Source organism: Ruegeria sp. A3M17 (genome assembly GCF_003318255.1).
In the GTDB taxonomy this organism is placed as follows: Bacteria; Pseudomonadota; Alphaproteobacteria; order Rhodobacterales; family Rhodobacteraceae; genus Ruegeria.
In genome coordinates, this window is sequence record NZ_QOCF01000019.1 from 92,981 (window position 1) to 113,329 (window position 20,349).

Genomic DNA, 20,349 nt, shown 5'->3' on the forward strand with positions numbered 1-20,349 from the left:
GTCGAAGTTCAAACATGTGATGATTTGTATGGGCTGGTTTTGTTATCCCATTGCTGATCAGAGTGTTCTCAAACATGCAGGTGAAACACCTTGTTCATGATCTTCCATTGCCCATCGACATTGAGCAGCGTGAACAGATCAGTAAATCGAAGGCCGGTCCAGTTTATCAATTCAAGCCGCGCCGTTGCGACGCTGTCGGCGAGATCAATGCTGGTTTGCTTCACCTCGAGCATTGTCGCGGGACCGTTCTCGTCGTTCCAGGAAAAAAGTTCCTGGATTGGCCCAGCAAGAAGATTGTCTCCGACATATCCGAAAACTGTGGCGTCCGCATGGAAAGCAGGTTTCATGTCATCGCCTTTGCCGGACATTGCACCTTTGATGTACTGGTCAAGGACTTTGCCGATCGCATCATGGTGTTGTGCAATTGCGGTCAACTCATTCATCGCGTTCACTCCTGCTGTGTTGATGTAACAATTTGTCTGCGCTGAAGCCCGTCCTAGACCTGTACCATTCCGCCATCAGCGACGAGATCCGCTCCGGTGAAATAGCTTGCGTCATCGGAGGCGAGAAAGGCCACTGTTGCGGCGATTTCCTGCGGCTTTCCGGCGCGGCGAAGCGGTGTTTGTTCAGTGACTTGGGTCGCGAATGCGTCGACTTCGTTTTTGCTCAGTCCGACTTTTTCCCACAGCGATGTCTCGATCAACCCTGGGCTGACAACGTTGACGCGGATGCCGCGGGGCGAGAGTTCGGCAGCCAGCGTGCGGCCAAGCGAACGAACCGCAGCCTTCGTTGCCGCATAAACGCTCGTGTTTGGCAACCCCGACTGAGCGACGACAGAGGCGTTGAGAATAACCGACGCATTTATTGAAAGAATTGGCAGCGCCTTCTGAACCGTGAAAAAGAGACCCCGGACGTTTATCTGGAACAAACTGTCGAAGTGCTCTTCCGTCACTGCCTCGAATGGTGAAAACGGAGCAATCCCGGCATTTGCAAAGAGCACATCGACCCGGCCGTATTCCTCGCGTATCTCGGAAAACAGATGATCCAGATCATTGAGATTTGCGACATCCCCGCGAATGCCCCTGGCACGGTCGCCTAGCTCCGCAACGGCGGCATCCAAAGTGCGCTGGTCACGTCCGGTGATGACGACCCGAGCGCCGTCGGAAATCAAGCGATGTGCGGTGGCCAGCCCAATCCCACTGGTGCCGCCAGTGATTACCGCGACCTTTCCGATTAATTTGTTCATCCAATTCTTCCTTGTCCATGACAAAACCATGGTGCCAACCACAACCACCAGCGATAGATTTGAGCCGGGTTTCGAGACGGCAACCGGAGGCTACTAAACGCCGCTCTGGCTTGATTTGTTTCGATACCGTGGAACTTGGGCTTTTCGACTGTTCAGCAGAACGCGCTAAATTGGCAATTGATCATTTCAGTTTGCGCAATGCTGGTGGATTGAAAGTCGCCAAGTCAATTTTGTCACGATTGCTGACAGATCTGGATCGGATGCAGAAAGGCGCACCGATGAATCACCTTTTGGGATCGATCGATGCAAGGTCCCTTTGATCTGCAAACCTCAATTATGCACTTACGGGTTTCGAATTACCCGCCTGACGCGACCGTTGCGCATCCGGCAATAATGCCTTTCCAGGAATGGGTGTTCATTATTTCGTTGAAGGAGCCGAGAATACAGACATCGGAACTTTTAGACCGCCCCGGTCACAAGAAAAGGAGACCACAATGTCAACGAAATCACGTTCCCTTATCGGTCTTTTCGCAGTCAGCGCGATGTTCTTCACAGCTGCAGATGCTCATGCGCAACAGAGCTGCGGGCTACGCACCGAAACACTCGACAAACTTGAGAAACAATATGACGAACGCGTTTACGGTCGCGGTCTTACCCCAAACGGCAAATCCATGTTCGAATTGCTCATCAGCGAGACGGGTTCGTGGACTGTGCTCGCATCGACCCCCGAAGGCCACAGTTGCGTCGTTGCCGGTGGAGACAGCTGGCATGAGATTGGATCACTCGCTGGTAATCCAACCTAACCAGGCCGAGGGTTGAGATTGCCACTGCTCTCTCCATGTAGCACGGCCGCATCGGCACCGCTGTTCAGTGGTTTAGTGCGGGGCTCTTCCTAAGATGATCGACCAGATGATCAACAACAGCGCGCACACGCGCTGTTGTTTGGCCACTCTCTTTGTGCACGATATGCACCGGTATCGCTGGCTGTTCATAGTCTTCAAGTACGAATTCGAGCGCACCGGCCTTTATGTGTTCGAGCGTCATGTAGGAGAGAACCCGTGTCAGTCCTCGCCCCGCGATGGCGGCCGAGATGGCCACATCCGCCTTATTGACGTGGAGCCGGGCCTTAGGCTTGAAATGTTCGACTTTCCCGTCTTTTGAAAACAACCACTCTCCGCCTTGCGCCATATTTGTGAAGTCAATGAGTTCGTGGTCTAGGAGATCTTCGAGGGTTTTGGGACGCCCGCTCTTCGCCAGATATTCGGGCGATGCACACAAAGCGCGTCGTACCTGGCCAACGCGAATGGCCGAAAGTGTTGAATCTGGCAGTTCGGCGATCCTCACCGCGACATCAATTCCTTCATCCATTAAATGCACAATCCGGTCTACCAGCATCACCGAGAGCGAAATATCCGGGAAGCGATCCAGCAAGCTATTCAAGACCGGCGCCAGTACCATGCCGCCAAAGGGCACCGAAGCTGTCACAGAAACGAGGCCGCGTGGCGCCGCATGAGCGCCCGATGCGTGTTCATCTGCTTCTACTATGTCGGACAAGATGCGACGGCAGTCACCGAGATAGCGCGTTCCTGCGTCCGTGAGCTGCAAAGAGCGCGTCGTGCGATGCAACAGCCTCGCGCCAAGCCGCTCCTCAAGGTTTGACACCGCCCTCGTAACCGATGGTGGAGACATGTTCAGGCGCCTGCTTGCTGCCGCGAAGCTCTCCTCCTCCGCGACCGTGACAAATACCGACATGGTCTGCAGGCGATCCATGATTGTTCCACCCTTTGAAATAATCTCTTGTCAACAATGCCTGTTCTTTATCGCTGTGGAAAGCCCGAGATTAGCGTCATCGAAACAGCCACAACCGCGCAAACCTAAGCAGAGAGGACATCGACGATGCCAGATACAGCAGTAACCAGAGGTGCACATCACATCGGACTGACCGTTCCGAACTTGGCGGAAACGCGTGCCTTTTTCGTCGACACTCTCGGTTTCGAGCAGCTTGGAGAGATACCGGATTACCCGGCAGTATTTTTGAGCGACGGCTCGACAATGATCACGCTTTGGCAGGCAGTCGACCCGAAAACTGCTGTGCCGTTCGATCGCAAAAACGTAATCGGGCTGCACCATTTCGCTCTCAAGGTCGATGATCAGAAAACACTGACCGATATCCACGCAAAACTGGAATTGACCGAAAACGTCGACGTCGAATTTTCGCCGGAACCGCTCATGGGCGGGCCCACAAACCATATGATGTGTACGATCCCTGGTGGAATCCGCATGGAGATCGTCGCGCCTGCCAACTGAGGCAGATCAACACAGAAGACCTGGAAGAGACGAGCGGACGCCGGAACTCTGGCGCTCGAGCACCGGACATATGTCCAGAATTCAAACATCACCAAAACGGAGAACGAACATGCCCAGACTCAACGCAATTGACCCCGCCACAGCTACCGGCGACGCAAAAGAACTTCTCGACGGCATCAAAAAGAAGATCGGCATGACGCCAAATCTTTTTAAAACCATGGCGAATGCACCGGCAGTCCTGATGGCACATCTGGCCTTCGGTGACGCGTTGTCCGGCGGTCAATTTGACGCTCAGACCCGCGAGGCGATCGCTTTGACCGTCGCCGGTGCAAATGGGTGCGAATATTGCACATCGGCTCATGCAGCTATCTCGAAAAGCCTGAAGGTTGGGCCCGAGGAGATCGAGCGCCGCTATAACGGCGGCTCAAACGATCCCAAACTCGATGCGGCTCTTATTTTTGCGCGCCAGATCGTCGTCAAACGTGGCTTTGTCACCAACGAAGACATCGCGAATGTGCGGTCCGCCGGTCACGACGACGGCGCGATTGTCGAGATCGTCGCAAACGTCGCGACCAACCTTTTTACCAACTATTTCAACCATGTCGCTGAGACTGTTGTTGATTTCCCGGCGGTCGAATTCGAACAATCCAAGGCCGCATGACCGGATCAACTTAATGCCGGTGCGGCATCAACTGTCGTGATGACGCACTGATCTAACCCAGACGCAAATATCCGGCTCTCGTCCCAAGTGCCCGGATCGATCGCGGGCAGCGGCCTCTCCCCGCCGCCGCCCCATGCCCGCGATCACACTCATCAACCAAACTCAAAGGAAACAAAATGTTTATGAAAACACTCACCACTGCACTGTTTGCAGGTTCTCTGATGATCGGTGCCGCATCGGCCCAAGAAGTTGCAGACCTCAACGATCTTGAAATGGCGCATGTCGCTTATACAGCCGACAACATCGATATCCGCTATGCTCATCTGGCGCTTGCGATCTCGGCCAATCCTGAAATTCATACGTTCGCAAACACCATGATCAGCGACCACACGGCTGTGAATGCAGCCGCTCTTGGTCTGCTTGATAAGCTGGGTGCAACCGCACAGGACAACTTCTTCAGCCAGGCTCTCAATGAAGGCGCTGAAACGATCATCAACGACTTGTCAGAACTGCGTGGCGCGGAATTCGACAAAGCCTACGCGGCGAACGAATTGGCCTATCACCAAACAGTAAATGACCTGGTCGAAGGGACTATGATCCCGAACATCGACAACGCCGAAGTGAAAGCGTTGTTTCAACAGGGGCTCGACATCTTCAAAGTCCATGAAGGCCATGCTGAAATGATGGTTAATGCGGTTAACTAATGGTGGCGCTCGTCACCAGACGCAAAGCGATAGCGGGGGCGGTTGCATCAGTGATCGCCCTACCCTTGGTGCCCAAGACGCCAGCCGCTGGTCAGCCAACCGTCCATGAACTCAAAATCCAGAGCTTTAAATTTGTCCCGGATCGCATCCGGGTCAGATTTGGAGACGTCATCAAATGGACAAACGAAGATCTCGCGCCGCACACTGCGACGGCAGATGAATTTGGATGGGATACAGAAGAACTCGCGAAAGGTGCCAGCGCAGAAGTTACTGTCGTTGAGGGTATGGAAACCAGCTACTTTTGCGCCTTTCACCCTCATATGAAGGGTTCGTTCGAAATTGCGTGAAATGAACCGATGGGCATTGCCAGAGCAATTTTCCCTCAGGTGGGCAGGTTGGCTGTCCAGCGTACGGCCATGACCGTCCACGGCTTCCCATTCGGATCTGACACCGACAATGAGGTGGAAGAAACTGCCAAACTGATTTTGGCCAACGCACTCGGTCTTGGCCGCTTGGCGAGTATTAAGACCAATCTGAAAAGTACTGGATAGATCACATGATTGCCAATTATCAAATCCAACCAAACTGTTACGCAGATTCGGGTCAGCCGTCACTCTATTCATTCGTCGACATAGCTGTCGCCCGCCGAGCAGGGGCTGTCGCGCTGATCCTCGGAAGCTTGCTCACGCTTGTGAACCAGACGGATGCCCTCTTAGGCGAAAATCGTCTGCAGGTTCTACCTCTCGCGACTGCCTACGTGATGCCATTCGCGGTGGCGTCAATTTCGCAAGTCCTCGGTGTACGCCAGGCAAGCCGGGAAATATGCCAACGACAACTGGCCAAGTTCCCGCGCGACACATTCCTCCGCACAGCTCTGTCTCACCGCATTCCGGCGAGAGCCCTTTTGTTGGCCCTGACCATCGGCGCCGCAAACACAATGATAGTCGTTGGCGCGGCAATGTCGGAAGGCGGCGATATCTCCGCCGTGCCTATCGGCCAAGGTTTCATTCTCCCGATGTTGTTCGGCCTGATTTCGCAGGCCGTCGCCTATCGCCGCGTGACCAGCGGCTTCACACCCCTGGCCAACCAGCAAAGGAAAACCCCATGACGATATTATCCCAAAGCAGAAATGCCGGCATCACCGGCTGGAAAAGACTGTTCGGATGGTTGCAAGCTTTCGACGAAGCGCTCGATTTCGATCCTGTTGATCAAGCAATAGGCGATCTCAATCGGAGAGTGTCCGAGTTGGAAAAGATTGTTAGCGATCTCAAAGGCCCATAAGGCCGCGCATCAGAATCGTAGAATTCAACCGCAGCGAATGATCGGATTGGAATCCGCCTACCTGAGCCCTGTTGAACGACCGCTCCGGGGAAAACCGCTGCATCGCCGAAAAGCTGCTGCTGCACGCGCGAACGTCACTTTGAACTTTCTGCACTTGCATTCGCTGCGATGGCATAAGTCCGGATTGTCCCGCACTCCAGACCTAAATTGGTTTTCTATGAACGGCAGCGATGCGGAAACAGTGCTGAAAACGTTGTGTTTTGGTCTTTTGATTGCCCGTGAAGGTCGGTCAGCCACCTCAATGTCTCGCACATGCGCTTTCGCTGGAAGTTGGAGCTGTAAGGATGGCTCAGGGCAATAATTTCAAATATCCGTGTTTGAAATTCGCATTTAGCTTCGAGAATTCGGCTAAGTCATTGATTTTGTTTGGAGGCGAGTACCGGAATCGAACCGGTGTACACGGATTTGCAATCCGCTGCGTCACCACTCCGCCAACTCGCCTTTTCAAGTAAAATCAAATACTTGCCGTGGTGTGACCGGCGTTCTAGCAGCTTTCGACAGGAGCGTCCAGAGGGGGGAGCGCAATTTTCAGGGCCGGGTGCAATCTTAGTCTTCGGTTGCGACGTTGTATCTTGTGAAGATTGGTAACTTTCCATGTCTGGGCCGTTGCCGGTTTTTCAAGGATGTGGCAGAACTCAATCACCCAAGGGAACAAGATGAGCGATCCAATGACAGATTTCGCAGCCCGCCGCCGGACGATGGTCGATACGCAGATACGTCCTTCTGATGTCACGAAGTTTCCCATCATAGACGCGATGCTGACCGTCAAGCGCGAAAATTTCGTACCGGATGCACAGCGCGAGGCCGCCTATGTCGAGGGGTTGATCGAACTGGGTGAAGGGCGCTGCATGTTGGAGCCGCGGACCCTGGCTAAGATTTTGGACATTTTGAACATTTCGAACGACGAGTCGGTTTTGGATATTGCTCCGGCCTTGGGGTATTCGACCGCTGTTGCCGCGCGCATGGCACAGCTGGTTGTTGCCGTAGAGGAAGACGAAAGTCTGGCGGCCGAATCTCAGTCTATCCTGATGGAGGCGGAGGCAGACAATGCGATTGTCCATGTCGGCCCGCTTGAACAAGGTGCCCCCGAACATGGGCCCTATGACGTGATTATGATCCAGGGTGGTGTGGAACAGGTTCCGGATGCGTTGATCGCGCAACTTAAGGACCATGGGCGAATTGCGTGCCTTTTTGTCCAAGGTGCACTGGGGATCGTCCGTATTGGCCATAAATCCGGGGATCGTGTGACCTGGCGGGACGCGTTTAATGCCAATGCACCGATTTTGCAGGCATTTTCCACGGGCCGTGTATTTTCGCTATAGTTTTATGGCGGATTGTTCTGCCGCCTTGATTAGTTGAACACAAACGCGCAAACTGTCGGCAGAGCAGCGTAATTTTGATTTGAGAGGATTTCGTTATGAGTTCTATGGCGGGAGGAAAGCTGGTCAAGGCGCTGGCGCTGACTGCGGGGGTCGCACTTAGCTTTGTACCGGGACGGGCCGTTTGGGCCGACAATATTACTGACGCATTCATTGGCGCGTACAATACTAGCGGGTTGCTGGAACAGAACCGTGCATTGTTGCGTGCAGCGGACGAAGACGTGGCAATCGCATTGTCAGCGCTTCGACCGATCATCAACTGGACGGTTGCTGTTAGCAGCAACTACAACCGTCGCAACATCAGCGATGTGGTGACAAGAACCGACCCGAACAACTTCTTTACAGGGCTAACTCTCAGCCAACTGCTCTATGATGGTGGGGCTGCTGTTCTGGGCAAGCAATCGGCGCAAGAAACGGTGCTGTCGACCAGACAGACCCTTGTTGATATCGAACAGCAGGTTCTTTTCCGCGGTGCCAATGCGTATCTCGAAGTGCTTCTGCAGGAAGAAACCGTACAGATTCGCCTGAACAACGTCGACGTGTCGGCCGAAGAACTGCGCGCATCGCAGGACCGGTTCGATGTAGGCGAAGTCACGCGTACGGACGTTGCGCTGTCACAAGCTCAGCTTGCAAGCTCGCAAGCTGATCTGGCCGTTGCCCGCGGTAACCTCGACACGGCGCGGGCGGAATACGTCAATGCCGTTGGCAAATCGCCCGGACGCACAGCTGGTCAACCGAGCCTGCCAAATCTGCCAGGCTCGGAACCGCAGGCCGTCAGCCTGGCGCAGCGCAATCACCCCGCCATTCTTTCGGCACAGCATCAGGTGCGTGCCTTCGACCTGATCGTTGCGCAACAGCGCGCCAATCTGGGTCCGAATGTCAGCCTGAACGCCGACGCCGGTATCACTGAGACCTATGACAACGATGACAATATCGAAGACGGCAGTGTTTCGCTGAACTTCAGTCAGCCGATTTACGCTGGTGGTCGTTTGGCTGCAAGCGTGCGCCGTGCCATGGCTACACGGGATGCTTCGCGCGCCAACCTATTGAATGTGCAAAAAGATATCACTCAGGGTGTGACGGAAGCCTATGCCCGTTTTCAGGCGGCATCTGCAAGTTTGCGGGCGTCGAGCGAACGGGTTCGCGCATCGAAAGTGGCGTTTGACGGTATCCGCGAAGAGGCCACTCTGGGTGCACGGACCACGCTGGACGTTTTGAACGCCCAGCAGGATCTGCTGGATGCGCAGCTGGCCGAGGTTGCGTCGCGTATCGAGCGTTCGCGTGCAGCTTACCAGCTAGTGCAGGCACAGGGTCTGTTGACTGCCGAACGTCTGGGACTGGCCGTGCAGATCTATGATCCGACGCTGTACTACAACCTGGTCAAGAAAGCGCCGGCTCAGGTCAGCAGGCAAAGCAAAGACCTGGATCGTGTTCTCAAAGCGTTGCGTCGCGACTAAGGGCCAATACTATCTGTTGTGACGCCCGGTTTGTTTGGCTACACTCAATCCTGAGGATAGAGCGGTAGAGAACAATGACGGAAAAAGTCGTGAACGGCAGAGTAGAGGACGTGCTGTCCTCGATCAAACGGCTGGTCGGTGAAAGAGGTGAACAAACCTCGGAGCCGACGCCTTCAATCGCCCGCAAGCCCGGGCGATTGGTGCTTACCGATGCATTGCGAGTCGGCGGAACGTCCAGCATTCAAGACAGCCCGGAGATTGAAGCCGAAGCCAAAGCAGGCTACACGGCCGACGCGTCGGTCAAGCCGATGCTTCTACGCGCGTGCGATATCGTAAATCGTGAAGACCCCGCCAACAAAGAACAAGCCGCGCCAGAGCCGCCCAAAAACCCGACCAACAGCCTGAGCGCAAAGATCGAAGCCCTAGAGGCGGCGATTGCACGCACTGAGGACCAGTGGGAGCCGGACGGCGACAGCGAAGACGAGTACTCCGGTACTCCGGCGAAGGCCCTTGAATTCAGCGCGCGCAAAGAATTTACGGATACCGAGGGAAAGAAAGCCGAACCCACTCAGGCAAAGGCCAAAGAAGCTGTGGCGACGACCAGGGCAACTTTCGTTCGCGACCCCGAGGTGATCACCGCACCACCTGTTCACCCCGTCGAAGCAACAGCGGAAGACTCAGCGATAGCTGGCATAAGCGAAGACGCATTGCGCAAAATGATCGCTGATGTTGTCCGTGAAGAATTGCAGGGTGTTTTGGGCGAACGCATCACCCGCAACGTCCGCAAGATGGTTCGGCGCGAAATCTACAAGGCCCTGGCCGAGCAGGACCTCGAGTAGCGCTCAGGCCCTTTGGGGCGTTTCTGCAAGCGCCAGCAGGCGGTCCAGATCCATATTCTGTTCAAGGTGATCCGCCAGCGCGTCCAGCGTCTCTTCGACCCCGTCTTCATAGGCCAAGTCCGAGATCACGCCCAACTGCGACAGGTATGACGCGCGGAATGCATCCGAGCTGAAGATACCGTGCAGGTAACTGCCGCGGATACGACCAGAGGCGTTTGCGGCACCTTCTGGCCGCCCCTCGACCTCTAGCCAAGCGTGGGCGCAATCAGGGCCTTCGGTACGGCCCATGTGGATTTCGTAGCCCGACACCGGTTCTCCTCCGCCAAGGGCGCGGGCCGATGTGAGTGTTACCTGTTTCTTCCCTGCCATCACGGTCTCAACATCCAGCAGGCCCAACCCTTCCACAGTCCCCGGTTGTCCGTCGACGCCATCCGGATCAGCGATCGTCTTGCCCAGCATTTGATAGCCGCCGCACAGGCCCAGAACATGGCCGCCCCGGCGGACATGGGCATATAGGTCGATATCCCAGCCCTGGGCCCGGAAATAAGCCAGATCGCCAATGGTGGATTTGCTGCCGGGCAGCAGTACCAAATCGGCATCACCGGGCAGGGGGCGCCCTTCTGGCACGATCTCGACCGAGACACCGGGTTCGGCAGACAAAGGGTCGAGGTCGTCAAAATTTGCCATGCGTTCCAACTGCGGAACAACCACCTTGCAAGCCCCGCCAGAGTGGGACCGGATATCCATCATATCCTCGGCTGGCAGTTTCCACGCGTCATGGAACCAGGGAACGATGCCCAGACAGGGCCATCCGGTACGTGCAGCGATTTCATCGCGACCTTCATCGAAAAGGGATACGTCGCCTTTGAACCGATTGACGGCAAAACCCCGGATCATCTCCAGATCGCCTGCATCCAATACCGCCTGGGTGCCTACGATCTGGGCAATGACACCCCCGCGGTGAATGTCACCTACCAGAATAACGGGTACGCCTGCAGCGCGCGCAAATCCCATATTGGCGATGTCACCCTTGCGCAGGTTGGTTTCGGCCGGGCTGCCCGCGCCTTCGATCAAGACAAGATCCGCGTCGCTGCACAAACGGCCAAAGCTTTCAAGCGCTGCGCCCAGCAGTTTGGATTTACCCTTGCGGTAATCGCCCGCTTTCATCGTGCCGGCGCGTTGACCCTGAACGATGATCTGAGCACCAGTGTCGGTTTCCGGCTTCAGCAGAATCGGGTTCATGTCTGTATGCGTCGCACGCCGCGCCGCCAGCGCTTGCAGGGCCTGCGCGCGCCCGATCTCGCCGCCATTTTCGGTGACGGCGGCATTGTTCGACATGTTCTGTGGTTTGAACGGTGCAACACGTAACCCGCGCCGGGTGAAAGCCCGCGCCAGACCGGCCACTAGAACCGATTTCCCGACATTGCTGCCGGTGCCCTGAATCATGATGGACCGAACCATGGCCTGTCTCCTATGTTGACGCGCAGATGACCTGATTTGCGGGCAAAGGAAAAGCCAAAGTTGAACACGCCAGCGCATCTTTTGATCGGAGCTGCCGCCTTTGCCCGCCCAGCCCAGGGACGTATCCTGTGGGCCGCTCTGTTGGGTTCGCTATTGCCGGACCTGTCGCTTTACCTGATGGCGGGCACGTCCCTTTACGTACTTGGGATTCCACCAAGCGTGGTCTTCGACCAGCTTTATTTTTCCGACGGCTGGCAGACGGTGTTTGCGATCGACAATTCCTTTGTCCTTTGGGGGATTGCCTTGCTTTTCGGGGTATGGATGCGCTGGAAGGTCTGGGCCGTTGGGGCGTCCGCCGGGTTGCTGCATCTTTCGATGGATTTTCTGCTGCATGCCGGGGATGGGCGGCCGCAGTTCTGGCCATTCAGTGATTGGGTGTTTCACAGCCCCGTCAGCTATTGGGACAGCACACATCATGCCTTATGGGTGGCGCCAATTTCGGCCGTGCTTTGTGTCGCGTGTTACGCCATTTTGTGGCGTCGCGGCATATCCATCTGGGCGAAAGCGTTCTTTGCCGTGCTGCTGATGGCCGAACTATGGGTCGCGCGGCAGTGGTTGTTGTTCTTTTGACTGATGGCATAAGAAAAGCGCGCTCCCAGCTAGGGAGCGCGCTTTTTCATGCGAAAGTCGCCTTGGATCAGGCGGCTTCTGCTTGTTGGGCCGCGTTGCGACGTTCGCTTTCTTCACGCGACAGCGCAACCGAGGTGCGGACACCACGTCCAACGAACTCCATCAGTCCGCCAACAACGCGCTCATTCGGGTCGATACCCGCGCAGGACAGGACCTCGCGACCATCACGAGAGCGCGCCCAGCGGGCGATTTGTTCCGGGCCATTGCCATATTTTTTGTCATCGGCAATAGCGTCATCCAGCGCAGCCAGTACGACAGCCGCGAAAAGTTTGCGTGCACGATTGCCTTGCTCGTTGTTAAAGGCAGTGCCGTCAACGAAATCTCTCATCTCGTCTTCCTTGTTGTTCTTGCTCTTGCATTTTCGGCGTGACGGTTCTTATGACCGATTAAGTGCGATTCGGATACACTTAAAATGCATAGTTGCGTTGCGTCATTTGCATAGCTTGCTGCAGGTGCAGCACTAAGTCTCGTCATCTTGTCAGGTGTGTTCCCGCCAGATATAGGAGCGGGAACTGACGCATCAACCGTTTGTGAAGGATTTAAGTCATGCCCAAGATAAATGGGAACGAAATTCGCCCCGGAAATGTGCTTGAGCATAACGGCGGGCTATGGGCCGCAGTCAAAGTTGACCACGTAAAGCCCGGTAAAGGCGGCGCTTTTGCACAGGTCGAACTGCGCAATCTGCGCAATGGTTCGAAATTGAACGAGCGGTTCCGCTCGGCTGACAAAGTGGAACGCGTGCGTCTTGAGCAGAAAGACCAGCAGTTTCTGTACGAATCTGACGGCATGCTGGTTTTCATGGATTCCGAGACATATGAGCAGATCGAACTGCCTGCGGAACTGCTGGGCGAACGCCGCCCGTTTCTGCAGGACGGCATGACAATTGTCGTCGAATTTTATGAAAGCGAGGCTCTGAACGCTACGGTGCCTCAGAAAGTGACCTGCAAGATCGTTGAGACCGAGCCTGTGGTCAAAGGTCAGACCGCCGCGAATTCGTTCAAGCCGGCCATTCTGGACAACGGTGTCAAAGTCATGGTGCCGCCATTTGTCGGTCAGGATGAGATGATCGTTGTGAACACCGAAACCATGGATTATTCCGAACGCGCCTAACCACGCGTTTGCCAGAGTAAAGAAGAACCGTGTGGACCCGTGCCGCGCGGTTTTATTTGTCAGCTGCCCCGTCTGATTTGGCGATACCGTTCGGGGTTGGGGCCAAACAGTTCAAGCATCAGTTCATACTTGATGCGATTGGCGCTGACCTGCCGGTAAAAGGCGATCAGGAATGCCGTGGGGCCCTGAATGCGGCTGAGGCCGCTTGTGGCGGCGACCACAGTGCCGACATCCGTTTTCCCGTTCAGAACCAAATAACCACCCAACATAAGGACGCCGACGGTTCCGGCTCCGTTTATGACGCTCAGTAGAAACTTGGCCGAAAGCTTCCAGATGAACATCCTGCGCCGTGTTTCGTAGATATCGTCGAACTGCGCCTCAACCTCGCGCGCGATTTCATTGATCTGCTCGATGTTCAACTTGTCCGTGGCTCCGCGCAATATCCGGACACGCTCGGCGACAAACACGTTCACCTTGCGTTGGGACACCAGCACGATGATGATCTGCGGCACGATCATCGAAAAGGCGATCATGCCCAGCCCCGGTTGCGTTGACGAGATATAGCCGATCACACTGATCAACGTGCCGATTTGAACGACCGGGTCCGAGAACGCGCCGCCCGCGAATTTCCCCAGCTCTTCTGCCTCGGCTGAAATCGCCGTGGTCATTGTGCCCGTGCGCATCGTTTCGCCCGAGACATTGATATCTGAGGCGCGCAGCAGCAGCCTTTGGCGGATCATGCGGATCAGGTCTTCGCCCAACGTTCCCGCGCGATAGCTCAAAAGCCACTTTAGGGCGAGGCTGAGTAAGATGACCGACATCATTCCAGCACCCAGGTAGATCAGCCTGTCCGTGCTTACGTCGGCCGAGGTTAGGTGGTTGATGATGTCGCGCTGAAACTCCAGCGGAACTGCAGCCAGACCCGCGATTGCGATGGACAGAACGATGAGGATGATCTGTCGTCCGGCGCTGGCGCGCCAGATTGCCCTGTATAGCTGGAACATACGTGCATCCGGATTGCTGAATTCAAACCAGTGTGACAGCGCACTTGGCTATGTTCAAACCACGCCAATTCAGTCAGCTGATCAGCCGTGCCGGTTCGGCAACACGTTAAGTGTCCAACTGTATGGTGGCGTCGCCGGCCTGCATGTCGTCACCCACGCGGTCCAATCGCAAATAGGCGATCCCGCGGCCATTGGATTGGGTGAACAATGTACCGGCCGGTTTTCCGCCGGAAGTAATCGCAGTTCCAACCGCTGCAGACCCAGCGACGCTAACGCTGCGCAGACCTTTGCGCAGTTCAGTCTTGTGTTTCATCCGCGCGGTGACTTCTTGCCCGACATAACAGCCTTTCTTGAAGTCCAAGCCGTTTAGCGCCTCGAACCCGGCCTCAAGAATATAGCTGTCAGGGGTCAGTTCGATTCCGGTTTCGGGAATGCAGTGCCGCACGCGGATTGCATCCCAATCGGTGCCGTCATCGCTTTCTGCACCCTCTGTATATGCCCTCCAACCCATATCCGGGTGCCTTGGGTCGGGCAGGGCGCCTTCGGGGGCAGGGCCAGTGCCGCGCTGCAGGCTCAGGCCGCTGTCTTCAATACTGACATCTGCGCGTAGCTTGTACATGCCCAACCGTTTGGCAAATCCATCGGCAAGGACTTCGGCAACATCCAGCAAAACCGCGTCACCCTCGCGCTTCAGGAAGAAGTCCGCCAGGTATTTGCCTTGTGGGGTCAGTAGGGCGGCGTAGACCAGCCCATTGTCCAACCCTGCAATATCGTTGGTGATCAACCCTTGAAGAAAGCTGTCGGTGTCCGAGCCGCTCAGGCGCAATATTCGGCGGTTGGGCATCTGGGTTGTCCTCGTCTTTTCCTCGGACCTCGTGATATAGGAGTTTCCGCTGCCATGACCAGAGGGTTTCCGCCGTGCCTGCGCCGATTAGCATCGTTATCCCGACCCTTAAGTCGGAAGGAACCCTTCCCGCGACCCTTGCGGCCTTGATGGAAGGCCTGCATGCGGGGCTGATCCGCGAATTGATCGTCTCGGACGGTGGGTCGACTGATCAGACGCTAAAGATTGCGGATGAGGCCGGGGCTGAGATTGTGACAGGGCCACCTTCGCGCGGGGGGCAATTGGCCCGAGGATGCGCCGCAGCCAAAGGGGACTGGCTGTTGGTCCTGCACGCGGACACGGTTTTGCAAGCGGGGTGGAGCAAGGTCGTAGGCGACCACCTTGGCACTGGAACCCCGGCGGCGTTTCGCTTGGCGTTTCGGGCGTCGGGCTTTGCGCCGACATGGGTGGCGGGCTGGGCCAACGTGCGCAGTCGTCTGTTTAGCCTGCCGTATGGCGATCAGGGCCTGTTGGTCCCGGGTGCGATGTATCGAAAGGTGGGGGGTTTTCCTGATCAACCCTTGATGGAGGACGTCGCTTTGGTCCGGAGCTTGCGCGGCATCACTTTGCTGCCCAGCCGGGCCGTTACGAGCGCGGATCGCTATGAGCGTGCGGGCTGGTTGCGTCGGGGAGGGCGGAACCTGTGGACTCTGACGCGGTATTTTCTGGGGGCAGATCCTGCGAAGTTGGCGCAGGACTATCGGCGCTGAGCGACGCGCGCAGCTCGACCACGGATTTGCCCAACCGGAAAGGCGCCGCGAAACTGACCAGACATAGCGCGATGATCTGCAGCACAAGTATATGCGCATTGTCCTGCAGATATTCCCATTCGTCCTTCAACTTGCCGACCTGTTCCACCAGATCATCATAGCTTTGCGCCAGGATCAGGTAATCGCCAGCAATCGCGGGGACCTTGCGGCGCATATTGTCGATCGCGGCCTGAGTCATGTCGTCCAACGTGGTAAAGACTAGGAACTGATCGATGTTGAACGCATCAGCCTTGTCGGCCATTGCGCGCATTTCGTCCTGTTCGTCTTTTGCCTGACCGCCAAACAGAAAATGCAGCCCCTGCAGTGGCGCGACCTCATTTGTGACTGCGATGAACAATGGCAGGTCGGCATTACTGGCGGTTGAGGCCGACAGGAATTCGACCTTTTCGCACAGCACTTCGGTATCCGGGTCAAAAGCCGGGTCGCAAAACCGCAACCGGAATCGCGCGGCATCGCGGTCAAAGGCCAGCCCAGCGGCATAAGCCACGTCTATCTGGCGGTCCAGTCGCGAGCTATCCGAAGTGTAAAGTCCGGCCAAAACCGCGACCAGCGCGCCAACTCCACCCAGCACAACCCAGACGAGGTCCGCTAGTTTCCAGGCACGATGCCCGGCGGGTTTACGGAAAAGAAAGGCGGTGCCAATCAATCCAATCAGAAAGAACAGGATCAAAAGCGGCAGTTGGTTTTGGGTCACGAAACTCATGCCTTCAAAGTGACGGCCTGCCATGCGGCTGGCAACACTCCTCACGCTCAGTTGTTCCTTTTGGGTGGTAAAAAGCCGTTATGAGCCCGAGCTTTGGCCGAATTTCCGGAACAGTTTGGTCCGGTCAAATGCCTGTTCCAGCTCATCCGTGCGCTCTTTAACCGAATCCCACAGCCTTTCTTGTACTTCGGCGATGACGCATTCCATCAGAACCAGAATGGCTGCCATTGAATCCCACGCGGACGGCACGGCAATGCGTGCTGCAAAGGTGTGCTTTGCCAACCGGTGAATGGGTGAGCGCCATTGATCAGTGAACAGGACGATTTCGGCCCCACGTTCATGGCACAACTGGCCGATCAGTAGTGACGCGTTTTCATAGCGGCGCACGTCTAGCGTCACCAGCACATCATCCTTGCGTATGTCCAGCAAGTCATGCGTCCACGATGCCGCAACGGGCAGCAGTCGGACATCCGGGCGGATCATCTGCAGGTGCAGGTACAGGTATTGTGCCAACGTACCGGTAATGCGCCCGCCGGTTATGAATATGCGCCGGTTTGGATCACATAACAGATTGCAGAAGCTGTCGAATTCACCGGGGTCGACCTCATCAATCGTGCGTTTTTGATTGGCGAGAGTCTGTTGGGAATACCGGTTCAGGATGTGTTCTTCGGGCAGGTCGTTCTGCCACAGGTCACGTTTTGCGACCGGGCCCGAGATCATCTCTTTCACCTCACCCCGCAGGGCGGCCTGAAACTGCGGATAGCCGTCAAAGCCGGTTTTCTGCAGCATCCGTGCGACGGTCGTGGTCGAAACCGAGGCCGTGCTGGCCAATTCGGTAATACTGCCAAGGCCGGCCATGGGGTAGTCGTCCAGCAATACACTGACCAGCTGCCGCTCGGATGGAGTCATCTTGTCTTTCTGGGCCAGCAGCCTGTCCGTCACCCGCACGCGGCGTTCCTCCTGTATCTTTTCGATCTTAGTGTGAATAATTATTCAGCAAGATCAAGAGTGGTGAAATTTGTACAGGAAAAATATTGACAGGTTAAGGTCTCTTGTGGAAATTTTTCCACACGCATCTTAATTGGAATCACAAGGCGGTATTTTGGACTTCGGAACAGTCGTTCACACGGACACAGTGGATGGTCCCCTTTCGGTAATGCTGGTCTGCGAACACGCGTCCAGCCGCATTCCCGCGTTTTTGGGTGATATGGGATTGCCCGTGGACGCGCTTCAAAGCCACATCGCGTGGGATCCGGGGGCATTGGCTGTGGCCAAGCTGATGGCGGCACGCCTGTCGGCACCGCTGTTGTATGGCGGGGTGTCCCGGCTGGTCTATGACTGCAATCGCCCGCCCGAAGCCGCAGGGGCCATGCCGGCGCGCAGCGAGGACTATCAAATCCCAGCTAATGTCGATCTGTCCGAGGAAGAGCGCGAAAGCAGGATTGAGAGCATCTACCAACCCTTCAGCAGGGCGCTGTCTGAACTAATCTCTCAAAACGGGGATACGCTTGAACTTATGGTCACGGTCCACAGCTTTACACCAGTCTATCATGGTCAGACGCGTGAGGTGGAACTGGGCATATTACACGGGACGGACGACCGGTTCGCCCAGGCAATGATGATGACAGCACCCGCCGACCAACCCTATGAGACTTGCTTGAACGAGCCGTATTCGGCGGCGGACGGAGTTGCCCATACCCTTGACGCGCAGGCGCTGCCGAACGGGCTGTTGAACGTCATGATCGAGATCCGCAATGACCTGATACAAACGCCCGAGCAGCAAGAGGCGATGGCCGACTGTCTGGCGTCATGGATCGCGCGGACCCTTGCAGAGTTTCAGAAAGGGGGCGCGGCGTGATCAAAGCGATGGCGTCATATGTGCGGATCGTTGATGCGGTCAACTACCGGATCGGGCGGGTCATGATGTGGGGCCTGTTCGTGATGATGGGCATCCTGCTGTGGTCCTCGATCTCGAAAACGTTTTTCGTGCCATCGCATTGGACGCTAGAAATGGCGCAGTTTGCGATGGTGACCTATTACATTATGGGCGGACCGTATTCGATCCAGCTGGGATCGAACGTACGCATGGACTTGTTTTATCACAACTGGAGCCCGCACCGGAAAGCCTGGTTCGATGCCTTCACCGTTCTGCTGCTGATCTTCTATCTGGGAGTTCTGTTTTATGGCGGGCTGGGTTCGACGGCCTACAGCCTTGGCTATTGGGGTGATGAACCGGTCTCCTACTTTTTCGGACTGTTGACGGGCAGTGAGGAAATTGGCCGGCTTGAACGCTCATCAACGGCGTGGCGGCCGTATATCTGGCCGGTCAAAACCATCATGGTGTTCGGCTTCTTCCTGATGCTGCTGCAGGCGATATCGGAATTTTTCAAAGACATAGCCCGGATCAACGGGCAGGAAATCGGGGTTTCGCGGGCATGAGCCAGGAATATATCGCCATCTTCATGTTCGCACTGATGATGCTGATGCTTTTCACAGGTCAGCGTGTCTTTGGTGCGATCGGTGCGGTGGCTACCATCGCTGCGCTGGCTTTGTGGGGCACAGGCGGGCAGGACATCACGTTCTCGGCCGCGATGAAGCTGATGAAATGGTATCCGCTGCTGACGCTGCCGATGTTTATTTTCATGGGCTATGTGCTCAGCGAAAGCCGGCTGGCGGATGACTTGTATAAGATGTTCCACGTCTGGATGGGGCCCATCAATGGTGGTCTGGCCATCGGCACCATCGGGTTGATGGTGCTGGTCTCGGCCATGAACGGCCTGAGCGTTGCAGGTATGGCCATTGGCGCGACCATTGCGCTGCCGGAACTGCTTCGGCGCGGCTACGACAAGACGATGGTGACCGGGGTCATTCAGGCGGGGTCCAGTCTTGGTATTCTGGTTCCACCCTCGGTGGTTCTGGTCCTCTATGCGATGATCGCGCGGCAACCTGTTGGGCAACTGTGGCTGGCGGGGATTATCCCCGGCCTGCTGATGGCCGCGATGTTCATTCTGTACATCTGGATCCGCTGCCGCATTCAGCCCGAGCTTGGCCCTGCGATGGAAGACGCGCATGAGGTGCCGTGGGCCGAGAAGATCCGGCTGCTGGGGGCAGGGGCGCTGCCGCTGATCATCTTTGCGGCGATGATGGTGCCGTTTGTGAATGGCTGGACGTCACTGGTCGAAAGCTCAGCCATTGGGGCGCTGACCGCCTTGGCGGTGTCCGTCATCAAACGCCGCATGACATGGAAAATCTTTGAGGATTGCACCAAGCAAACGCTGGCCATTTCTTGCATGTTCATGTGGATCATTCTGGCCGCGCTGGGCTTTGGGGCCGTATTTGACGGGCTGGGTGCGGTGAAAGCCATCGACAATCTGTTCACCGATCAACTGGGCTTGTCGCCTTGGATGATCCTGATTTTGATGCAGCTGAGCTTTATCGTCATGGGCACGTTCCTGGACGACACGGCGATGTTGGTCATCGTGGCACCGCTTTATGTCCCACTGGTCGGCGAGTTGGGCTTTGATCTGATCTGGTACGGGGTGCTTTATACGATCACGACGCAGATCGCCTATATGACGCCGCCCTTCGGCTATAACTTGTTCCTGATGCGCGCGATGGCCCCACCCGAGATCACTCTGCGGGACATCTATGGCTCGATCTTCCCCTTTGTCGCGGTGATGGTGCTGGCGCTGACAATTATCATGATTTTCCCGGAAATCGCTCTGTGGTTGCCCGGATATGTATATGGAAATTAACAAGAATGCTCGGTGAACGGGCACAGGAACTTTAACGGA

At 56.1% G+C, this 20,349-nt stretch carries 25 protein-coding genes, 1 tRNA gene and 1 pseudogene; 17 read left to right on the forward strand and 10 right to left on the reverse strand.

Annotated elements, in window-relative coordinates:
* Positions 1–68: 68 nt before the first annotated feature.
* Entirely contained in the window at positions 69–443 is a 375-nt protein-coding gene (locus tag DS906_RS11665) for a nuclear transport factor 2 family protein (RefSeq protein WP_113790343.1), read from the reverse strand.
* Between the two features lie 53 nt (positions 444–496).
* Entirely contained in the window at positions 497–1,246 is a 750-nt protein-coding gene (locus DS906_RS11670) for a glucose 1-dehydrogenase (RefSeq protein WP_113790344.1), read from the reverse strand.
* A 17-nt stretch (positions 1,247–1,263) separates the two neighbouring features.
* Between DS906_RS11670 and DS906_RS11675 the strand changes: the two genes are divergently transcribed.
* Together DS906_RS11675 and DS906_RS11680 are read left to right on the forward strand one after the other, a co-directional pair.
* Positions 1,264–1,566, forward strand: coding sequence for a hypothetical protein (locus DS906_RS11675; RefSeq protein ID WP_147235233.1), 303 nt, complete (start codon positions 1,264–1,266; stop codon positions 1,564–1,566).
* A 174-nt stretch (positions 1,567–1,740) separates the two neighbouring features.
* On the forward strand, positions 1,741–2,049 hold the full coding sequence (locus tag DS906_RS11680; RefSeq protein ID WP_147235235.1) for a hypothetical protein: 309 nt from the start codon (positions 1,741–1,743) through the stop codon (positions 2,047–2,049).
* A gap of 64 nt (positions 2,050–2,113) precedes the next feature.
* Here the strand turns inward: DS906_RS11680 and DS906_RS11685 are convergent, their stop codons facing one another.
* On the reverse strand, positions 2,114–3,016 hold the full coding sequence (locus tag DS906_RS11685) for a LysR family transcriptional regulator (protein WP_113790347.1): 903 nt from the start codon (positions 3,014–3,016) through the stop codon (positions 2,114–2,116).
* Between the two features lie 126 nt (positions 3,017–3,142).
* On the opposite strand from DS906_RS11685, the gene DS906_RS11690 reads away from it, so the two are divergent.
* The 6 genes from DS906_RS11690 (at position 3,143) to DS906_RS22205 (ending at position 6,199) form a co-directional block, all read left to right on the forward strand.
* On the forward strand, positions 3,143–3,553 hold the full coding sequence (locus DS906_RS11690) for a VOC family protein (protein ID WP_113790348.1): 411 nt from the start codon (positions 3,143–3,145) through the stop codon (positions 3,551–3,553).
* Between the two features lie 109 nt (positions 3,554–3,662).
* Positions 3,663–4,214 carry a carboxymuconolactone decarboxylase family protein gene (locus tag DS906_RS11695; RefSeq protein WP_113790349.1) on the forward strand — a complete coding sequence of 184 codons (552 nt, stop codon included), beginning with the start codon at positions 3,663–3,665 and terminating at the stop codon, positions 4,212–4,214.
* A gap of 182 nt (positions 4,215–4,396) precedes the next feature.
* Positions 4,397–4,918, forward strand: coding sequence for a DUF4142 domain-containing protein (locus DS906_RS11700; RefSeq protein WP_113790398.1), 522 nt, complete (start codon positions 4,397–4,399; stop codon positions 4,916–4,918).
* Positions 4,918–5,265, forward strand: coding sequence for a cupredoxin domain-containing protein (locus tag DS906_RS22730; RefSeq protein WP_113790350.1), 348 nt, complete (start codon positions 4,918–4,920; stop codon positions 5,263–5,265). The genes DS906_RS11700 and DS906_RS22730 overlap by 1 nt, the downstream gene beginning before the upstream one ends.
* A 209-nt stretch (positions 5,266–5,474) precedes the next feature.
* Positions 5,475–6,026, forward strand: a complete 552-nt coding sequence (locus DS906_RS11715; protein WP_113790352.1) for a hypothetical protein — start codon at positions 5,475–5,477, stop codon at positions 6,024–6,026.
* Positions 6,023–6,199 carry a hypothetical protein gene (locus DS906_RS22205; protein ID WP_158541318.1) on the forward strand — a complete coding sequence of 59 codons (177 nt, stop codon included), beginning with the start codon at positions 6,023–6,025 and terminating at the stop codon, positions 6,197–6,199. Before DS906_RS11715 ends, DS906_RS22205 begins: the two co-directional genes overlap by 4 nt.
* Before the next feature lie 427 nt (positions 6,200–6,626).
* On the opposite strand, the gene DS906_RS11720 is transcribed toward DS906_RS22205, so the two are convergent.
* Positions 6,627–6,700: transfer RNA gene (locus tag DS906_RS11720), tRNA-Cys, on the reverse strand.
* 227 nt (positions 6,701–6,927) lie between these two features.
* Here DS906_RS11720 and DS906_RS11725 point away from each other — a divergent pair.
* The 3 genes from DS906_RS11725 (at position 6,928) to DS906_RS11735 (ending at position 9,934) form a co-directional block, all read left to right on the forward strand.
* Entirely contained in the window at positions 6,928–7,581 is a 654-nt protein-coding gene (locus DS906_RS11725) for a protein-L-isoaspartate O-methyltransferase (protein ID WP_113790399.1), read from the forward strand.
* Between the two features lie 95 nt (positions 7,582–7,676).
* Positions 7,677–9,095, forward strand: coding sequence for a TolC family outer membrane protein (locus DS906_RS11730; protein WP_113790353.1), 1,419 nt, complete (start codon positions 7,677–7,679; stop codon positions 9,093–9,095).
* A 74-nt stretch (positions 9,096–9,169) separates the two neighbouring features.
* Positions 9,170–9,934 carry a hypothetical protein gene (locus DS906_RS11735; protein WP_113790354.1) on the forward strand — a complete coding sequence of 255 codons (765 nt, stop codon included), beginning with the start codon at positions 9,170–9,172 and terminating at the stop codon, positions 9,932–9,934.
* Between the two features lie 3 nt (positions 9,935–9,937).
* Here the strand turns inward: DS906_RS11735 and DS906_RS11740 are convergent, their stop codons facing one another.
* Entirely contained in the window at positions 9,938–11,395 is a 1,458-nt protein-coding gene (locus DS906_RS11740; protein ID WP_113790355.1) for a cobyric acid synthase, read from the reverse strand.
* A gap of 60 nt (positions 11,396–11,455) precedes the next feature.
* Here DS906_RS11740 and DS906_RS11745 point away from each other — a divergent pair, with 60 nt between their 5' ends.
* The gene (locus tag DS906_RS11745; protein WP_113790356.1) at positions 11,456–12,025 is read left to right on the forward strand and encodes a cobalamin biosynthesis protein CobQ; all 570 of its coding nucleotides are present in this window, start codon (positions 11,456–11,458) and stop codon (positions 12,023–12,025) included.
* A 67-nt stretch (positions 12,026–12,092) separates the two neighbouring features.
* Here the strand turns inward: DS906_RS11745 and DS906_RS11750 are convergent, their stop codons facing one another.
* Positions 12,093–12,413 (reverse strand): DUF6280 family protein, encoded by a 321-nt coding sequence (locus DS906_RS11750; RefSeq protein ID WP_008757056.1) that lies wholly within the window; start codon positions 12,411–12,413, stop codon positions 12,093–12,095.
* Between the two features lie 218 nt (positions 12,414–12,631).
* Here DS906_RS11750 and efp point away from each other — a divergent pair, with 218 nt between their 5' ends.
* A complete protein-coding gene (efp, locus tag DS906_RS11755; protein WP_058274164.1) occupies positions 12,632–13,195 on the forward strand; it encodes an elongation factor P in 564 nt (187 codons plus the stop codon).
* A gap of 59 nt (positions 13,196–13,254) precedes the next feature.
* Here efp and DS906_RS11760 read toward each other — a convergent pair whose 3' ends face one another.
* Both DS906_RS11760 and DS906_RS11765 read right to left on the reverse strand, forming a co-directional pair.
* On the reverse strand, positions 13,255–14,199 hold the full coding sequence (locus DS906_RS11760) for an ABC transporter transmembrane domain-containing protein (RefSeq protein ID WP_113790357.1): 945 nt from the start codon (positions 14,197–14,199) through the stop codon (positions 13,255–13,257).
* Positions 14,200–14,305: 106 nt separating this feature from the next.
* The gene (locus DS906_RS11765; protein ID WP_113790358.1) at positions 14,306–15,043 is read right to left on the reverse strand and encodes a folate-binding protein YgfZ; all 738 of its coding nucleotides are present in this window, start codon (positions 15,041–15,043) and stop codon (positions 14,306–14,308) included.
* 74 nt (positions 15,044–15,117) lie between these two features.
* Between DS906_RS11765 and DS906_RS11770 the strand changes: the two genes are divergently transcribed.
* Positions 15,118–15,792 carry a TIGR04283 family arsenosugar biosynthesis glycosyltransferase gene (locus DS906_RS11770; protein WP_113790359.1) on the forward strand — a complete coding sequence of 225 codons (675 nt, stop codon included), beginning with the start codon at positions 15,118–15,120 and terminating at the stop codon, positions 15,790–15,792.
* 7 nt (positions 15,793–15,799) lie between these two features.
* Here the strand turns inward: DS906_RS11770 and DS906_RS11775 are convergent.
* Together DS906_RS11775 and DS906_RS11780 are read right to left on the reverse strand one after the other, a co-directional pair.
* Positions 15,800–16,555, reverse strand: a pseudogene (locus tag DS906_RS11775) (hypothetical protein); the annotation flags it as partial.
* A 78-nt stretch (positions 16,556–16,633) separates the two neighbouring features.
* The gene (locus DS906_RS11780; RefSeq protein WP_113790360.1) at positions 16,634–17,503 is read right to left on the reverse strand and encodes a MurR/RpiR family transcriptional regulator; all 870 of its coding nucleotides are present in this window, start codon (positions 17,501–17,503) and stop codon (positions 16,634–16,636) included.
* Between the two features lie 187 nt (positions 17,504–17,690).
* Between DS906_RS11780 and DS906_RS11785 the strand changes: the two genes are divergently transcribed.
* Genes DS906_RS11785 through DS906_RS11795 form a run of 3 tightly spaced genes read left to right on the forward strand, consistent with a single transcriptional unit; the run spans position 17,691 to position 20,310 of the window.
* Positions 17,691–18,413 carry an N-formylglutamate amidohydrolase gene (locus DS906_RS11785; RefSeq protein ID WP_233494765.1) on the forward strand — a complete coding sequence of 241 codons (723 nt, stop codon included), beginning with the start codon at positions 17,691–17,693 and terminating at the stop codon, positions 18,411–18,413.
* Positions 18,410–18,994, forward strand: coding sequence for a TRAP transporter small permease subunit (locus DS906_RS11790; protein ID WP_113790361.1), 585 nt, complete (start codon positions 18,410–18,412; stop codon positions 18,992–18,994). The genes DS906_RS11785 and DS906_RS11790 overlap by 4 nt, the downstream gene beginning before the upstream one ends.
* Positions 18,991–20,310, forward strand: a complete 1,320-nt coding sequence (locus DS906_RS11795) for a TRAP transporter large permease subunit (RefSeq protein ID WP_113790362.1) — start codon at positions 18,991–18,993, stop codon at positions 20,308–20,310. The genes DS906_RS11790 and DS906_RS11795 overlap by 4 nt, the downstream gene beginning before the upstream one ends.
* Positions 20,311–20,349 lie beyond the last annotated feature (39 nt).

Bases quoted from the DNA above. Each gene is read 5' to 3' on its own strand.
- DS906_RS11665 (WP_113790343.1), bottom strand. From the start codon at position 443: ATGAATGAGTTGACCGCAATTGCACAACACCATGATGCGATCGGCAAA.
- DS906_RS11670 (WP_113790344.1), bottom strand. From the start codon at position 1,246: ATGAACAAATTAATCGGAAAGGTCGCGGTAATCACTGGCGGCACCAGT.
- DS906_RS11675 (WP_147235233.1), top strand. From the start codon at position 1,264: ATGACAAAACCATGGTGCCAACCACAACCACCAGCGATAGATTTGAGC.
- DS906_RS11680 (WP_147235235.1), top strand. From the start codon at position 1,741: ATGTCAACGAAATCACGTTCCCTTATCGGTCTTTTCGCAGTCAGCGCG.
- DS906_RS11685 (WP_113790347.1), bottom strand. From the start codon at position 3,016: ATGGATCGCCTGCAGACCATGTCGGTATTTGTCACGGTCGCGGAGGAG.
- DS906_RS11690 (WP_113790348.1), top strand. From the start codon at position 3,143: ATGCCAGATACAGCAGTAACCAGAGGTGCACATCACATCGGACTGACC.
- DS906_RS11695 (WP_113790349.1), top strand. From the start codon at position 3,663: ATGCCCAGACTCAACGCAATTGACCCCGCCACAGCTACCGGCGACGCA.
- DS906_RS11700 (WP_113790398.1), top strand. From the start codon at position 4,397: ATGAAAACACTCACCACTGCACTGTTTGCAGGTTCTCTGATGATCGGT.
- DS906_RS22730 (WP_113790350.1), top strand. From the start codon at position 4,918: ATGGTGGCGCTCGTCACCAGACGCAAAGCGATAGCGGGGGCGGTTGCA.
- DS906_RS11715 (WP_113790352.1), top strand. From the start codon at position 5,475: ATGATTGCCAATTATCAAATCCAACCAAACTGTTACGCAGATTCGGGT.
- DS906_RS22205 (WP_158541318.1), top strand. From the start codon at position 6,023: ATGACGATATTATCCCAAAGCAGAAATGCCGGCATCACCGGCTGGAAA.
- DS906_RS11725 (WP_113790399.1), top strand. From the start codon at position 6,928: ATGACAGATTTCGCAGCCCGCCGCCGGACGATGGTCGATACGCAGATA.
- DS906_RS11730 (WP_113790353.1), top strand. From the start codon at position 7,677: ATGAGTTCTATGGCGGGAGGAAAGCTGGTCAAGGCGCTGGCGCTGACT.
- DS906_RS11735 (WP_113790354.1), top strand. From the start codon at position 9,170: ATGACGGAAAAAGTCGTGAACGGCAGAGTAGAGGACGTGCTGTCCTCG.
- DS906_RS11740 (WP_113790355.1), bottom strand. From the start codon at position 11,395: ATGGTTCGGTCCATCATGATTCAGGGCACCGGCAGCAATGTCGGGAAA.
- DS906_RS11750 (WP_008757056.1), bottom strand. From the start codon at position 12,413: ATGAGAGATTTCGTTGACGGCACTGCCTTTAACAACGAGCAAGGCAAT.
- efp (WP_058274164.1), top strand. From the start codon at position 12,632: ATGCCCAAGATAAATGGGAACGAAATTCGCCCCGGAAATGTGCTTGAG.
- DS906_RS11760 (WP_113790357.1), bottom strand. From the start codon at position 14,199: ATGTTCCAGCTATACAGGGCAATCTGGCGCGCCAGCGCCGGACGACAG.
- DS906_RS11765 (WP_113790358.1), bottom strand. From the start codon at position 15,043: ATGCCCAACCGCCGAATATTGCGCCTGAGCGGCTCGGACACCGACAGC.
- DS906_RS11795 (WP_113790362.1), top strand. From the start codon at position 18,991: ATGAGCCAGGAATATATCGCCATCTTCATGTTCGCACTGATGATGCTG.